Origin of the sequence: Streptomyces sp. NPDC017993, from assembly GCF_044328065.1 — a bacterium.
Classification (GTDB): Bacteria; Actinomycetota; Actinomycetes; order Streptomycetales; family Streptomycetaceae; genus Streptomyces.
Window position 1 is genome coordinate 54,136 of sequence record NZ_JBIRGO010000014.1, and the last position, 15,295, is coordinate 69,430.

Annotated in this window: 10 protein-coding genes; 8 read left to right on the forward strand and 2 right to left on the reverse strand. The window is 71.6% G+C overall.

What is annotated here, in order from left to right; genetic code table 11:
• The first annotated feature begins 84 nt into the window (after positions 1 to 84).
• The 6 genes from ACH4FH_RS24975 (at position 85) to ACH4FH_RS25000 (ending at position 7,158) form a co-directional block, all read left to right on the forward strand.
• Positions 85 to 531 carry an ATP-binding protein gene (locus tag ACH4FH_RS24975; RefSeq protein ID WP_398558110.1) on the forward strand — a complete coding sequence of 149 codons (447 nt, stop codon included), beginning with the start codon at positions 85 to 87 and terminating at the stop codon, positions 529 to 531.
• 926 nt (positions 532 to 1,457) lie between these two features.
• Positions 1,458 to 3,863 (forward strand): sodium-translocating pyrophosphatase, encoded by a 2,406-nt coding sequence (locus ACH4FH_RS24980; RefSeq protein ID WP_398558111.1) that lies wholly within the window; start codon positions 1,458 to 1,460, stop codon positions 3,861 to 3,863.
• A gap of 205 nt (positions 3,864 to 4,068) precedes the next feature.
• Positions 4,069 to 4,653 carry a small secreted protein gene (locus ACH4FH_RS24985; RefSeq protein ID WP_398558112.1) on the forward strand — a complete coding sequence of 195 codons (585 nt, stop codon included), beginning with the start codon at positions 4,069 to 4,071 and terminating at the stop codon, positions 4,651 to 4,653.
• Positions 4,654 to 4,758: 105 nt separating this feature from the next.
• Entirely contained in the window at positions 4,759 to 6,297 is a 1,539-nt protein-coding gene (locus ACH4FH_RS24990; RefSeq protein WP_398558113.1) for a methyltransferase, read from the forward strand.
• Positions 6,298 to 6,364: 67 nt separating this feature from the next.
• A complete protein-coding gene (locus ACH4FH_RS24995) occupies positions 6,365 to 6,562 on the forward strand; it encodes a hypothetical protein (protein WP_398558114.1) in 198 nt (65 codons plus the stop codon).
• Between the two features lie 191 nt (positions 6,563 to 6,753).
• The gene (locus ACH4FH_RS25000) at positions 6,754 to 7,158 is read left to right on the forward strand and encodes a hypothetical protein (RefSeq protein WP_398558115.1); all 405 of its coding nucleotides are present in this window, start codon (positions 6,754 to 6,756) and stop codon (positions 7,156 to 7,158) included.
• Between the two features lie 152 nt (positions 7,159 to 7,310).
• Here the strand turns inward: ACH4FH_RS25000 and ACH4FH_RS25005 are convergent, their stop codons facing one another.
• Positions 7,311 to 7,751: a DUF2752 domain-containing protein gene (locus tag ACH4FH_RS25005; protein WP_398558275.1), complete on the reverse strand. Its 441-nt coding sequence runs from the start codon at positions 7,749 to 7,751 to the stop codon at positions 7,311 to 7,313.
• Positions 7,752 to 7,765: 14 nt separating this feature from the next.
• The gene (locus ACH4FH_RS25010; protein ID WP_398558116.1) at positions 7,766 to 8,389 is read right to left on the reverse strand and encodes a hypothetical protein; all 624 of its coding nucleotides are present in this window, start codon (positions 8,387 to 8,389) and stop codon (positions 7,766 to 7,768) included.
• A 478-nt stretch (positions 8,390 to 8,867) separates the two neighbouring features.
• Here ACH4FH_RS25010 and topA point away from each other — a divergent pair, with 478 nt between their 5' ends.
• Positions 8,868 to 11,726, forward strand: coding sequence for a type I DNA topoisomerase (gene topA / locus ACH4FH_RS25015; RefSeq protein ID WP_398558117.1), 2,859 nt, complete (start codon positions 8,868 to 8,870; stop codon positions 11,724 to 11,726).
• A 137-nt stretch (positions 11,727 to 11,863) separates the two neighbouring features.
• The gene (gene tmk / locus ACH4FH_RS25020; RefSeq protein WP_398558118.1) at positions 11,864 to 15,190 is read left to right on the forward strand and encodes a dTMP kinase; all 3,327 of its coding nucleotides are present in this window, start codon (positions 11,864 to 11,866) and stop codon (positions 15,188 to 15,190) included.
• Positions 15,191 to 15,295: the final 105 nt, after the last annotated feature.

Genomic DNA, 15,295 nt, shown 5'->3' on the forward strand with positions numbered 1-15,295 from the left:
GGCGCGGGGATGGAAGTAGTGGGGGGTTCCGGACGTAGCGGTCCGGCCCCCTGCGTTGCACGCCCGCATATCGAGGGGGATGGCATGGCCACCGTCGAACTACGCTTCAGCGCCCTTCCCGAGCACGTCCGGACCGCTCGTCTGGTCGCGGCTGCCGTGGCGAGGCGGGCCGGTGTGGACGAGGCCGTGCTCGACGAGGTGCGCCTCGCCGTCGGTGAGGCGTGCAGCCGGGCTGTGGGGCTGCACTCCAGCAACGACATCGGCGATCCCGTGTGGGTTCTGTTGATCGAGGACGAGAAGAAGTTCTCGATCGAGGTGGGCGACGGCGTGCCCGGCGGCTCCGGCGCGGCCGGAGCGGGCGGGGACGGCGCCGACTATGAGGGCGCCGGCGAGAGCGATGCCGAAGGCGAGGACGAGATGGGCCTCGCGGTCATCAGCGGCCTGGTCGACGACGTCGAGGTCACCTCCGGTGAAAGCGGCGGAGTGATCCGGATGAGCTGGCCCACGGCGGCGGCCCCCGCGCTGCCCTAGCTCCCGCGGGAGCGGATCCGGTTACGGGCCTCGGCCGGCCGCGGGCCCCGGTTCTTGGGCCGCCGTACGCCACGGCAGGCGGCCCCGCGACGAACGACCATGCCCCGTAAGCCGCGGCCCCGTACCTTCGCCCAGGGGCCCAGCCGGCCCCCTCAGCCCTCCCGTCGGCGATGACAGCAGCCCTTAGATCCGGCAACCCTTAACGCCGGCAACCCGTAATGCCGCAGGCAACCCTCAATGCCGACGCCCCTGTCCTCCCCGCGCTGACCACGCACGCGCCGAGCGGAGACGGGCCGTTCGCCGATTTCATGGGCCGGATGGCTCACCGGCCGCCGTGCCACGACGGCCAGTGAGCCATCCGGCCGAGCCCACGCGCAGTCCTCCCCTCGCCCCAGGCGGCACGCCTCGCAGCCCGGCAGCCCGGCAGCCCGGCAGCCCGGCAGCGCGTCCCCCGGCACCCAGCACCCAGCACCCAGCACCCGGCAGCCGGCACCCAGCACCGGGCACCCGGCACCGGAGCTCCAGGGCGATCCCCACGTTCCGATCAGGACTCGATCTGACGCGTGCTCAGCATCTGCCGGGAGCCCCGCTTGCGAGCCGGTCACCCGTTCGGCGGTAGCGGGCCGGACCAGTTCTCCGGGGCGCCGCGCCGGGCAGCGGAGCGTTCGGTTCCTCGTGTGACGGCTTTGAGCAGCGACGATCAGTAGGACATGGAGATCATCAGTCCGTGGTCAGCGCATTTGCTGCTTTCCGTCGTCCGGGCGAATTCTGCGGCCGTCATCCTTTTGATCTTCCCGGCTGCGGGCGAATTCCCTTTGACGCGTACTGTTTTGATCTCGTGCAGCTCCCTACAATCCGTCCACATCTTGCTCAGGACGCCTGAGCGTGCTTCCGCGCGCCCATGTGCCAAACGTCAAGGAGGACGAATGGCGGGGCCTTATACCCCTCAGTTGCTCGACACCCCCTCTCTTCTGGCCGGACCGTCGCTGACGTCGGGCAACCGCACACTGGTCGTGGTGATCGCCGTCGTCGCCCTGGCGGCACTGGCCGTCGCGGCCGTGCTGTTGCGCCAAGTGCTCGCGTACGGCGAGGGAACCGACAGTATGAAGAAGATCGCTGCGGCGGTGCAGGAAGGCGCAAATGCCTACCTGACGCGGCAGTTGCGGACTCTCGGCGTATTCGCCGTCCTGGTGTTCTTCCTGCTCATGCTGCTGCCCGCGGACGATTGGACGCAGCGCGCGGGTCGCAGTGTCTTTTTCTTGATCGGCGCCGGATTCTCGGCGGGCACCGGCTATATCGGCATGTGGCTCGCCGTGCGCAGCAATGTGCGCGTGGCGGCGGCGGCCCGGGAGGCCACGCCGGCCGAGGGCGATACCGGGAAAAGGGATCTCACCGCCGTCTCGCACACGGCGATGAAGATCGCTTTTCGCACCGGCGGCGTCGTCGGCATGTTCACGGTGGGGCTCGGCCTGCTGGGCGCCTCGTGCGTGGTGCTCGTCTACGCGGTCGACGCGCCCAAGGTGCTGGAGGGCTTCGGTCTCGGCGCCGCGCTGATCGCGATGTTCATGAGGGTCGGCGGCGGCATCTTCACCAAGGCCGCGGACGTCGGCGCCGACCTCGTCGGCAAGGTCGAACAGGGCATCCCCGAGGACGACCCGCGCAATGCCGCGACCATCGCGGACAACGTGGGCGACAACGTCGGCGACTGTGCCGGTATGGCCGCGGACCTCTTCGAGTCGTACGCCGTGACGCTGGTCGCCGCGCTGATTCTGGGCACGGCGGCCTTCGGTGACGCCGGTCTGGCCTTCCCGCTGCTGGTTCCGGCGATCGGCGTGCTCACGGCGATGATCGGCATCTTCGTCGTGGCGCCCCGGCGCTCCGACCGCAGCGGAATGACCGCCATCAACCGCGGCTTCTTCATCTCGGCGGCCATCTCGCTGGTCCTGGTGGCCATCGCGGTGTACGTCTACCTGCCGTCCAGCTACGCGGACCTGTCCGGCGTCACCGACACGGAGATCCTGGACCACAGCGGGGATCCGCGGATCCTCGCCGTGGTGGCGGTCGCCATCGGCATCGTGCTTGCCGCGCTGATCCAGCAGCTGACCGGCTACTTCACCGAGACCAGCCGGCGGCCCGTCCAGGACATCGGAAAGACCTCGCTGACCGGCCCGGCCACCGTCGTCCTGTCCGGCATCTCGATCGGTCTGGAGTCGGCGGTCTACTCGGCTGTGCTGATCGCCCTGGCCGTCTACGGGGCGTTCCTGCTGGGCGGCGCGTCCATCATGCTGGCGCTGTTCGCGGTGGCGCTGGCCGGAACCGGTCTGCTCACCACCGTTGGCGTGATCGTGGCGATGGACACCTTCGGTCCGGTCTCCGACAACGCCCAGGGCATCGCAGAGATGTCCGGCGATGTCACCGGTGACGGCGCCCAGGTCCTCACCGACCTGGACGCGGTCGGCAACACCACCAAGGCCATCACCAAGGGCATCGCCATCGCGACGGCGGTGCTGGCGGCCGCGGCGCTGTTCGGCTCGTACCGCGACGCGATCGCGACGGCCGTGAAGGAGGTGGGCGACGCCGCGACCGGGATGGGGCTGAGCCTGGACATCTCACAGCCCAACAACCTGGTCGGGCTGATCCTCGGCGCCTCGGTCGTCTTCCTCTTCTCGGGGCTGGCGATCAACGCGGTGTCGCGGTCGGCGGGTGCGGTGGTCTTCGAGGTCCGCCGGCAGTTCCGGGAGCGTCCCGGGATCATGGACTACTCCGAGCAGCCGGAGTACGGGCGCGTCGTCGACATCTGCACCAAGGACGCGCTGCGCGAGCTCACGACCCCGGGTCTGCTCGCCGTGCTCACCCCGATCGCGGTCGGCTTCTCGCTCGGTGTCGGGGCGCTCGCCTCGTTCCTGGCGGGCGCGATCGGCGCCGGCACCCTGATGGCGGTCTTCCTCGCCAACTCCGGTGGCGCGTGGGACAACGCCAAGAAGCTGGTCGAGGACGGCCACCACGGCGGCAAGGGCAGCGAGGCGCACGCCGCGACGGTCATCGGCGACACGGTGGGCGACCCGTTCAAGGACACCGCGGGGCCGGCCATCAACCCGCTGCTGAAGGTGATGAACCTGGTGGCGCTGCTGATCGCCCCGGCCGTGGTCAAGTTCAGCTACGGCGAGGACAAGAGCGTCGGCGTACGGGTCGTGGTCTCGGTGCTCGCGATCGGGGTCATCGTCGGTGCGGTGTACGTCTCCAAGCGGCGCGGAATCGCCATGGGTGACGAAGACAACTCCGACGCCGCCGACAAGGCGACCAAGTCGGCGGAGACGGCCGTGGCGTCCTAGTCGAGGAACGCTCACGAACCGCTCAACGGGCGGGTGGACGGCGCATTTTGCGGGCGCCGGCCACCCGCCTTCGTCGTGCTCGGGTGGCCCTGTACTCCTTGGTGCAAATGGCTGCAATGAGGGGCGGGCGGGCTGCCCGACCCATGGCCCAGGCCCTTTCGGCGTGTATGTTCCGGGGCCGAGAGCCATGGAAGGGACCAATCCGGTGAACAAGAAGCTTGTGGCTGCACTGTCCGGCGGTGCGGCACTGGTGCTCGCGCTGACCGGCTGCAGCGACGACAGCAACAAAGAGCTCGACGACTGGGCAAAGTCGTTCTGCGACCCTGCGCAGGCCCAGTTCAAGCAGATCCAGGATGCCAACGGCGCCATGCAGACGGCCGATGACGGCAACACGGACTCCAAGAAGGTCCAGCAGACGGACTCAGCGGCCTTCCAGAAGATCTCCGACGCCTACGCCTCGCTGGCCAAGTCCCTCGAGAAGGCGGGACCCCCGCCCAGCGAGGGGGGCGAACAGGCCCAGAAGAACGCGGTCAACGAACTCAACTCTCTCTCCAAGGGATACGCGGACCTCAAGAAGCAGGTCGACTCCCTGAACACCTCGGACAAGCTCAAGTTCGCGGACGGCCTGCGGAGCCTCTCCAACGGCATCAACAAGCTCAACCAGCAGAGCGAGGAAGCCTTCAAGAACCTCGAAGCCGGCGACGTCGGCAAGTCGATGGCCAACCAGGAGGGCTGCCAGAACCAGGCCGCCACAGGTAACCCGTCCGCCTCGTCGTCCAAGGGGTCGTAACGGAAGGGGCAGTCCCCAGCTGACGCACGGCCCGGCCGCCACGCCCGAGAGGGCCGTGGCACCGGGCCGTCGCGGATTGTCAGCGGTTGGGCTGACAATGGGGGTGTGAGTACGCACCTCCCCACCGCAGATGCCCAGGACCCCGAGAGCAGCGCCCGCACCGCCCGGCTGCGCGAGGCGCTGCTGGCCGCCGCCTTCACGGCCGACGGTCTGCTCGACCTGCTCGGCGCGCCCGCCTACGCCGCGCTGGCCCGCAGTGAGACCGTCCCCGCGCTGCGTCGGACGCGCGGCGACGGGCCACTGGAGACCCTGGTGCGGCTGTTTCTGTTGCAGCGTCCGGTGGAGCTGCGCCGCGCCCGGGCCGCGCTCCCCGTGGACGACTGCCTCGCCGACGGCTGGCTGCTGCAGGACGGCGACGAGGTGCGCGCAGCCGTCGACGTCCGCCCCTACGGCGGCCCCGAGGGCCAGGACTGGTGGATCGTCTCCGACCTCGGCTGTGCGGTCGGCGGTGCGGGCGGCATCCAGGGCGCCGGCGGGGTGGACCGCTCGCAGCTGGTGCTCGGGGTGGGCGGTGCGTCGACGACCCTCGCCGGCATCACGGTGCGCAAGCCCGTCGCCAAGGCGCTCGACCTCGGCACCGGCTCCGGCATCCAGGCGCTGCACGCCGCGCAGCACGCCACCGGCGTCACGGCCACCGACCTCAACCCCCGTGCCCTGCGCATCGCCGCGCTGACGCTTGCGCTCTCCGGGGCGCAACCGGCCGACCTGCGGGAGGGCTCGCTGTTCGAGCCGGTCGACGGGGAGAAGTTCGACCTGATCGTGTCCAACCCGCCCTTCGTCATCTCGCCCGGCGCCCGGCTCACCTACCGGGACGGCGGGATGGGCGGTGACGACCTCTGCCGCACCCTGGTCCAGCAGTCGGCGGCGTATCTGAACGACGGCGGCTACTGCCAGCTGCTCGCCAACTGGCAGCACGTCGAGGGCGAGGACTGGCACGACCGGCTGCGGTCGTGGGTGCCGAGCGGCTGCGACGCGTGGATCGTGCAGCGCGAGGTGCAGGACGTCACCCAGTACGCCGAGCTGTGGCTGCGGGACGGCGGCGACCACCGCGCCGCGGACGACGCCTACGCCGCGCGGTACGGCGCCTGGCTCGACGAATTCGAGGCGCGCAAGACCAAGGCCGTCGGCTTCGGCTGGATCACGCTGCGCAAATCCGGTTCGGACACCCCGTCCGTCACGGTCGAGGAATGGCCGCATCCGGTCGAACAGCCGCTGGGAGAGCGCGTCGTGGGGCATTTCGACCGCCAGGACTTCCTGCGGTCGACGGATGACGCGGCGCTCCTGGCCGGGCACTTCCGGCTCGCCGGCGAAGTGGTGCAGGAGCAGGTCGGCCTGCCCGGGGCGGAGGACCCCGAGCATGTGGTGCTGCGTCAGAACCGCGGTATGCGGCGGGCGACCAAGGTGGACACCGTCGGCGCGGGCTTCGCCGGGGTGTGTGACGGCTCGCTGCCGGCCGGCCGGATCCTGGACGCCATCGCCCAACTCGTCGGCGAGGACCCGGTCCTGCTGCGGGACCGTACGCCGGAGGCGATCCGGATGCTGGTCGAGCAGGGGTTCCTGGAGCCGGTGGACCAGACGGGCTGAGGGGCCGTACGGGGGACGTTCACCCGGCGTTGGCCCGGACGCCGTCCAGGGGTGCCACGCTGCCCGCATGGAGAGTGGACCCGAAGCCTTCGCCGGTGCGGCCTTCGCCCTGTTCGGCGCGGCACTGCTGCTGTGGACGGGCGTCAGCGCACGCATCGGCTCACCGGTCGCCGAGGGCGTCAGCCGGCCGGTGGGCGCCGTGATCGCGGTGCTGTTCGGCGCGCTGTTCACGGCCACGGGATGCTGGCTGCTGCTGTCGCTGTAGGGGCGCAGGGCGGAAGGCGGGCGGCGACGGGCGAGGGGCCCTGGGCGCGTCCGGTCCGAGGCCGTGGCGGTTCACTTCCGGCCAGTTCTCACCCGAGTGGCCTGCATACGAGGGCACGGAGGAACCTTCGTGCGGCATCAGCCGTGTTCCTCACTGAAGGCCACAACATGCCCATCAGTGAGGATCTCCGTATGAACCGTGCACTGCGCTACGTCGCCGTCGGCGCGATCACCCTCTCCCTGCTCGGGGGAGGGGTGGCCGTCGCCTTCGCCGCACCCGCCGACCTCCACTCGCCGACGCCGATCACCGCCACCGCGCCCGCCGCCGCCTCGCTGACGGCCAAGGCGAGCGCGACCACGGTCAACGCCTGGCAGGAGTTCCGGATCTCCGGCATCGCCAAGGGCATCGCCGCCGGCTCGAAGGTCACGGTGCAGCAGAAGCAGGGCGCCAAGTGGGTCGCCCTGCCGGCGCAGACCCCGGTCAACGCCACCGGTGCGTACGCGGTGCGCGTGAAGCTCGGCCTCAAGGGCGTCAACCAGCTGCGTATCGCCGGCGGCAATGCCGTCTCACCGGTGGTTTCGGTCACCGTCCGCTGACGACCGGCCTGGCCGGGCGGCGGGCTGTCCCCTGGGGTGGCCCACCGCCCGGCCGGGACCTGCTCGCCCGGGGCGCCCGGGACCTGCTCGCCCGGGGCGTCGCGATACGAGCGAGCACCCGGGCGGGCAGGGCGCCGCGGCTCCCGGTGCCGTCAGCCGACGAGGTTGCGGGCGACCATCCACACCGCGGCGACGCCCAGCACCGCCGCGTTGCCACGGGCGGTCAGCCGTGGCCGGAACTGCCTCCCGCGGAGCCCGGCGCCGAGCCATCGGACGAGGACATAACCGGCGGCCGGCACGCCGAGGGCGAGCACCACGGCGTTGTCGTGGAAGGCCGCCAGGACATCGCCGTGCATCAGGTCGTAGGCCATGCGGGTGCCGCCGCACGCCGGGCACAGCAGCCCCGTCGCCCATTTGAAGGGGCAGGGGAGCAGCAGCTGCCCGGGTTGGTGCGGATTGGTGTGCCAGAGATAGACGGCGCCCAGCGCGCCGACGCCGAGCGCGACCGACGCGCGGCGCAGGGTGCGCGTCCGGATCGTCGCGGCGCTGGGCCCCACCGGCTCGGCGGGGCCCAGGGGGCCGCCGGGGCTCATGGGATCGCTGGGACTCACACGCTCAATGACCTGGCGTAGTTGACCTGATTGAGCACGAACATGACCTGCTCACGCGACTGCACGGGGATCATCGTGGAGTGGTGACGGCCACCGCTGTTCACCGTCACCTGCACGAACCCGGTCGTGACGCGCTCCTTCATCAGCAGGAAGAGCAGCCCGAGCAGACAGAAGAGGAAGAAGACGATGGCGAGTACGACCGCGTGCGCCGGAATCTTCTCCTCGGTCCGCGACATGTCGGTCGCCGTCCATATGGCGCCCTTGAGCGGCATCGGACCGGCCGGCGTCATGATCGTGTCGCCCGTCACCGCGATGTCGCCGAGGGACAGCGACATCCCCATGGCGCCCCCTGCGGGCTGCTGACCGGAGAAGTCGCCCGGGCCCGGCTGCGGCGCGGCGTTCGGCGGAAAGCCGGGCGCGGGCGGCTGCGGCGCGCCGCCCGGGTAGCCGTAGCCGGGTTGCGGCTGCGGGGCGGCCTGTGGGTAGCCGTATCCGGGCTCTCCGGGGACGCCGCCCTGCGGGTAGCCGTAACCGGCGTCGGCGGGCTGACCACCCGGCGGCTTGGTGTACGGATTCTGGTCGGGCTGTTCCTGCGGCGGGCCGGGGTACTGGTTCGCCATGAGTGATCTGACCCCCGAGAGTGCGTGATGACGGCAGTCCTCGGCTCCAGAGATGAGCCGTGCCGCGACCATCCTGCCAGCCGCCTTCCGGGCGATACCAAGGCAACGGCAGGATCCGGCGCAGCCTTGTGACAGTCGGTGCGCCCGCGGTGACCCCGGCGCCGGCGGCCGGTCGTGGTGGGCACCGTCACTGTGAGAGATCACCGACAGGCCGGGGAAGGGGGCGCACGCGGGCGGGCAGGCGGCCGCCGGTCCGGCGACGGAAGATCGCCAAGGGCCCGCGCCGAGCGCTCAGCGCGGTCCGGGCGGCATGAAGGCATGTAGTCGGGTTACCGTTCGAGTGGCGTTGCGGGGTTTTTCCGTTTGACACGGGGGCGGGAGGTACCGTCACACTCCGCAGCGTCAAGCGTCACCGCAGTGCGCCCCGGGCGTCCGGCCCGGGGGTACCCACAAGCGTCGACCGGAGAGAAGAGCGAAGTTGTCCCCGACCAGCGAGACCGCAAGCGGCGGCCGCCGCCGACTCGTCATCGTCGAGTCGCCTGCCAAGGCGAAGACGATCAAGGGCTATCTCGGCCCGGGCTACGTGGTCGAGGCCAGCGTCGGGCACATCCGCGACCTTCCCAACGGCGCGGCAGAGGTCCCGGCGAAGTACAAGGGCGAGCCGTGGGCCCGCCTCGGGGTGAACGTCGACTCCGAGTTCCAGCCGATCTACGTCGTCAACAGCGATAAGAAGGACCAGGTCAAGAAGCTCAAGGAGCTGCTTGCCGAGTCCGACGAACTCTTCCTCGCCACAGATGAGGACCGCGAGGGCGAAGCCATCGCGTGGCACCTCCAGGAGATCCTCAAGCCCAAGGTCCCGGTCCACCGGATGGTCTTCCACGAGATCACCAAGGACGCGATCCGCGAGGCCGTCGAGAATCCGCGCGAGCTGAACCAGAAGCTGGTCGACGCCCAGGAGACCCGCCGTATCCTCGACCGCCTCTACGGCTACGAGGTCTCGCCGGTCCTGTGGAAGAAGGTCATGCCCCGGCTGTCGGCCGGCCGGGTGCAGTCCGTCGCGACCCGCCTCGTCGTCGAGCGGGAGCGCGAGCGCATCGCCTTCCGCTCCGCCGAGTACTGGGACCTCACCGGTACCTTCGCGACCGGCCGCGCGGGCGACACCAGCGACCCGTCCACGCTCAACGCCCGGCTGAGCACCGTCGACGGCCGCCGTGTCGCGCAGGGCCGCGACTTCGGCTCCAACGGGCAGCTCAAGAACGACGTGCTCCATCTGGACGAGGCGAACGCCCGCGCGCTTGCCACCGCCCTGGAGAACACCGACTTCGCGGTGCGCTCGGTCGAGTCCAAGCCCTACCGCCGCTCGCCGTACGCGCCGTTCCGTACGACGACGCTCCAGCAGGAGGCCAGCCGCAAGCTGGGCTTCGGCGCGAAGTCCACGATGCAGGTGGCGCAGAAGCTGTACGAGAACGGCTTCATCACCTATATGCGTACGGATTCCACCACGCTCTCGGACACCGCGGTCGCCGCGGCGCGGGCGCAGGTCACGCAGCTCTACGGCAGCGACTACCTGCCGGACAAGCCGCGTACGTACGCCGGCAAGGTGAAGAACGCGCAGGAGGCGCACGAGGCGATCCGCCCCTCCGGCGACCGCTTCCGCACCCCGGCCGAGACCGGTCTGAGCGGCGACCAGTTCCGTCTGTACGAGCTGATCTGGAAGCGGACCGTCGCCTCCCAGATGAAGGACGCGACCGGTAACTCCGTCACCGTCAAGATCGCCGGCCGCGCCGAGGGCGGCCAGTGGGCCGGCCGGGACGTCGAATTCAGCGCGTCCGGCAAGACCATCACCTTCCACGGCTTCATGAAGGCCTACGTGGAAGGCGCCGACGACCCGAACGCCGAGCTGGACGACCGCGAGCGGCGGCTGCCGCAGGTCGCCGAGGGCGACGCGCTCTCCGCGCAGGAGATCACCGCCGACGGGCACGCCACCAAGCCCCCGGCCCGTTACACCGAGGCCACGCTCGTCAAGGAGCTGGAAGAGCGCGAGATCGGCCGCCCGTCGACGTACGCGTCGATCATCGGCACGATCCTCGACCGCGGCTATGTCTTCAAGAAGGGCACCGCGCTCGTCCCGTCGTTCCTGTCGTTCGCCGTGGTCAACCTGCTGGAGAAGCACTTCGGCCGGCTCGTCGACTACGACTTCACCGCCAAGATGGAGGACGACCTCGACCGCATCGCGCGGGGCGAGGCGCAGTCCGTGCCGTGGCTGCGGCGCTTCTACTTCGGCACCGGCGGCGAGGACACCGTCGCGGCCGGCGCCGCCGATGCCGGCAACGGCGACGGCGACCACCTCGGCGGGCTGAAGGAACTGGTCACCGACCTGGGCGCGATCGACGCCCGGGAGATCTCCTCCTTCGCGGTCAGCGACGACGTCAAGCTGCGCGTCGGCCGCTACGGCCCGTACGTCGAGCGCGGCGAGAAGGACTCCGAAGGCCACCAGCGCGCCGACGTCCCCGACGACCTCGCGCCGGACGAGCTGACCGCGGAGTACGCGGAGGAGCTGCTGGCGAAGCCGAGCGGCGACTTCGAGCTGGGCATGGACCCGGAGAGCGGCCACCAGATCGTGGCGAAGGACGGCCGCTACGGCCCCTACGTCACCGAGATCCTGCCCGAGGGCACCCCGAAGACCGGGAAGAACGCGGTCAAGCCGCGGACCGCCTCGCTCTTCAAGTCGATGTCCCTGGACACCGTCACCCTGGCGGACGCGCTCAAGCTGATGTCGCTGCCCCGGGTCGTGGGCAAGGACCCCGAGGGCGTGGAGATCACCGCGCAGAACGGCCGCTACGGCCCGTACCTCAAGAAGGGCACCGACTCGCGCTCCCTGGAGACCGAGGAGCAGCTCTTCAACATCACCGTCGACGAGGCGCTGGCGATCTACGCGCAGCCCAAGCAGCGCGGGCGGGCCGCCGCCAAGCCGCCGCTGAAGGAGCTGGGCACCGACCCGGTCAGCGGGAAGCCGGTGGTGGTCAAGGACGGCCGCTTCGGCGCGTACGTCACCGACGGCGAGACCAACGCCACGCTGCGGCGGGACGACGAGGTCGAGACGATCACCGCGGAGCGCGGGTACGAACTGCTCGCGGAGAAGCGCGCCAAGGGGCCGGCGAAGAAGACCGCCAAGAAGGCGCCGGCCAAGAAGGCCGCGGCGAAGAAGACCACGGCCAAGAAGACCACCGCGAAGAAGACGACCGCGGCGAAGAAGACCACGGCCAAGAAGACGACCACCAAGAAGGCCACCGCCAAGACGGCGGCGGCGAAGAAGACGGCGGCCGCCGAGGACTGAGCCGCGCCGCCGTCGCCGGCCTCGTCGGCGGCAACGGTGCGGGACAAGGGCGGGCAAGGCGGACAGTGTTCCGTCGGGCCCGCCCGTTTGTTCGGGTGGGCCCCCGGGGGTGCGCGCCCTCCCGATAGGCTGGCCAGATGACGCGTGCCGAGCAGCCAACGGTCGTGACCCCCACTTCTGGCGCCCTAGCCGCGGATTCCCGCGAGCGCGCCGTGCGAGCCCTGCTCCGCTTCCCCCCACTGAAGCGGCTCTGGAGCGCCCAGTTTGTCGGGGGCATCGGCGATGCCCTGTCCATGCTTGTCCTGGTACTGCTCGCCCTTCAGGCGGCGCTGTACCAACCGCTGGGAGCCGAGGCCGCCTTCGGTGGTGGCTATCGGGGCGCAGCCCTCGCGGTCACGGTGGTCTTCGCGGCCCGGATGCTGGCGACGCTCCTCTTCGGGGCCGTCCTCCTGGGCCCGCTCTCCGCGCTCACGGCGCCGTCCGGGCCGCTGGACCGGCGCTGGACCATGATCGCCGCGGACGGTGTCCGGCTGGCGCTGTTGGTCGTCGCGCCCCTGTGGATCGACTGGACCCCGGGCGACGCGCTGGCCTGGTTGCTGGTCACGGTCTTCGTGGTCGGCGTCGCCGAACGCTTCTGGACGGTCGCACGCGAGAGCGCGGCGCCCGGACTGCTGCCCACGCCGCCCCCTGAGGGCGCCGCCGTGCGACCGCTGCCGGACAACATGGACGCGCTGCGCCGGCTGTCCCTGCGCACCAGCTTCGTGTCCCTGCCCATCGCGGCCGCCGCGCTGGTCGTCGTCACTCTGGTCGGGAAGCTGCTGGGCCTCGGCATCGACTGGTTCGACGCCCACCAGGCCGCCCTCGGGTCGTACGTCTCGGCCGGCCTGTTCGCCGCCTCGGTGTCGATCCTCTACTTCATCGAATTCCCCGGTGTGCAGACACCGCGCCCGCGCTCCCCTCTGGAGGGCCTGCGCCGGCCGAGGATCGACAAGACCGTCGACAAGGGCCGCACGGGCGCGATCCCGCTGCTGGTCCTCGCCTGCGCCGCGGTGGCCGCCGCGATCGCCGCGGCCGTCTCGCTAGCCGTCCTGCACGCCTACGACCTGACCGGCGGGCCTGTCAGCTTCGCGCTGCTGGTGCTCGCCCTGACCGGCGGAACGGTCGCCGGGATCCGTGGCGCCCACAAGGTGCTGCCCGCGCTCTCCCGGCGCCGGCTGCTGGCCATGGCGGTCGCCGTCACCGGCCTCGCGCTGCTGACCATGGGGCTCGTCCCGGACCGGACGACGGTGCTGCTGCTCGCGCTGCTGGCCGGAGTCGGCGCCGGTATCGCGGCCAACACCGGCCACATCCTGCTGGAGCAGGAGGCCGAGGAGGCCCGTGGCGCCCGCATCACCGCCCATCTGCACGCGGTCGTACGGCTCGCCGTCGCGCTGGCCGCTGTCGTCGCGCCGCTGCTCGCCGCCATCATCGGGCCGCACCGCATCGGCAGTGAGACCTTCGGGTTCGTGCACGGAGGCGCCGCCTTCACCCTGATGCTGGTCGGCGCCCTGCTGCTGCCGGTCGCCGCCTGGGTGCTGGGCAAGACCGACGACCGGCAGGGCGTGACGCTGCGTCGCGATCTGCGGGAGGCGCTGCGCGGCGGCGACCCGAACCAGGCGCCCGCCGCCACCGGCTTCTTCATCGCCCTGGAGGGCGGCGACGGCGCCGGGAAGTCCACCCAGGTCGAGGCGCTCGCGGAATGGATCCGCAACAAGGGCCACGAGGTCGTGGTGACCCGCGAGCCGGGCGCCACCGCCATCGGCAAGCGACTGCGCTCGATCATCCTGGACGTCTCGACGTCCGGTCTGTCCGACCGGGCGGAGGCGCTGATGTTCGCCGCCGACCGTGCCGAGCACGTCGACAGCGTCATCCGGCCCGCCCTGGAGCGCGGCGCGATCGTCATCACCGACCGCTACATCGACTCCTCGGTCGCCTACCAGGGCGCCGGGCGCAACCTCGCGCCCACGGAGATCGCCCGGATCTCGCGCTGGGCGACCGACGGCCTCGTCCCGCATCTGACGGTGCTGCTGGACGTCTCGCCGGAGACCGCACGGGAACGCTTCACCGAGGCACCGGACCGGATGGAGTCCGAGCCCGCCGAGTTCCACGAGCGGGTACGGGCCGGCTTCCTGACCCTTGCCGCCGCCGACCCCGCGCGCTATCTGGTCGTGGACGCCGGGCAGGAGCCGGAGGCCGTCACGACCGCCGTACGGCACCGTCTCGACCAGGTGCTGCCGCTGTCCGAGAACGAACTCACGGCACAGGCCGAGGCCCGTAAGGCCGCCGAGGAGGAAGCCCGCCGCAGGGCCGAGGAAGAGGCCGCGCGCAAGGCGGAGGAAGAGCGGCAGGAGCGCGAGCGCCAGGAGCAACTCGCCAGGCTGCGGGCCGAGGACGAGGAGCGCCGGCGCCGCGAGCTGGAGGAGGCCAAGGCACGGGAGGCCGCCCGCCAGGCCGAGGAGGCACGGCTGCGCGCCGAGGAGGCCCGGGAGGCTGCGGAGGCGGAGCGCCGGCGGCGCGAGGCCGAGGAGCAGGCCCGCCAGGCCGAACAGGCGCGGCTGCGGAAGCAGGCCGAGGAAGAGGCGCGCCTGCGCCGGGAGGCCGAGGAACGCCGCCTGGAGAAGCAGCGCAAGGCGGAGGCGGCGCTCCTGCGCGCCGAGCAGGCCCGGGTGGCCGCGGCCGAGGCCGCCGCCGCTGCGGAAGCCGAGGCGGCTGCTGAAGCGGCTGCCGAGGCCGAGGCGGCCGATGCGCCCACCACGGAGACGCCGATCCCGGATCTGCACAAGCGGACGGACCGGACGGACGGCGGCGAGGGGCACTCGGGCGGTACGCCCACCAGCTTCGCCGCGGACTCCGGCAACGACAACGAGCGGACGGAGTCGCTGCCCCGCCCCGAGGCGCCCGGCACGGCGGACGACACCACCGTGCTGCCGCCGGTCCGCGACACCCGCGGCGCCGGCCCGGCCGCCGACGAGACCGCTGTCCTCCCGCAGCCCGGCGCCGCTCCGGACGCCGAGGAGACCAGCGTGCTGCCGCCCGTACGGGGCGGTGGCGAGGAGCACGGCTACGGACGCGGCCACGCACAGGGGACGCACCAGGAGCCGCAGCACGCCGACCCGGCGGACCGGGTGCCGTCGTGGATGTTCCGGGCGGACGACACCCACGACGCAGCGGGGCGGCAGCAGACCGGCGCTGCCGAGTCGGGCGTGGAGCGGACCCGTGAACTCCCGCAGATCGACCCGGCCACGGGCCGCCCTGTGGAGCAGCCGCAGCGCGGCCGCCGCCGCCCCGAGTGGGCGGAGGAGACCCCGTTGGACGACCTGCCCACGCTCGCCGACGAACTCCTCGGCCCGCGGGGCGACGAGGACGCGGACGGCGGTGCGGGCGGCGACGACCCGCGGCGCGGTCGCGGCGGGCGACGCGGCTAGCGAACGCCCCGTGACACCACCGGCCGTGGCCGCAGCGGAAATGCTGCGGCCACGGCCTTTCGGGTTGTCGGCAGGGCACGGCGGGGCCGCGGACCGGCGCCCGGG

Excerpts from the sequence above, each read along its gene's own strand:
- ACH4FH_RS24980 (WP_398558111.1), top strand. The coding sequence starts at position 1,458 with ATGGCGGGGCCTTATACCCCTCAGTTGCTCGACACCCCCTCTCTTCTG.
- ACH4FH_RS24995 (WP_398558114.1), top strand. The coding sequence starts at position 6,365 with ATGGAGAGTGGACCCGAAGCCTTCGCCGGTGCGGCCTTCGCCCTGTTC.
- ACH4FH_RS24975 (WP_398558110.1), top strand. The coding sequence starts at position 85 with ATGGCCACCGTCGAACTACGCTTCAGCGCCCTTCCCGAGCACGTCCGG.
- ACH4FH_RS25010 (WP_398558116.1), bottom strand. The coding sequence starts at position 8,389 with ATGGCGAACCAGTACCCCGGCCCGCCGCAGGAACAGCCCGACCAGAAT.
- tmk (WP_398558118.1), top strand. The coding sequence starts at position 11,864 with ATGACGCGTGCCGAGCAGCCAACGGTCGTGACCCCCACTTCTGGCGCC.
- ACH4FH_RS25005 (WP_398558275.1), bottom strand. The coding sequence starts at position 7,751 with ATGAGCCCCGGCGGCCCCCTGGGCCCCGCCGAGCCGGTGGGGCCCAGC.
- ACH4FH_RS25000 (WP_398558115.1), top strand. The coding sequence starts at position 6,754 with ATGAACCGTGCACTGCGCTACGTCGCCGTCGGCGCGATCACCCTCTCC.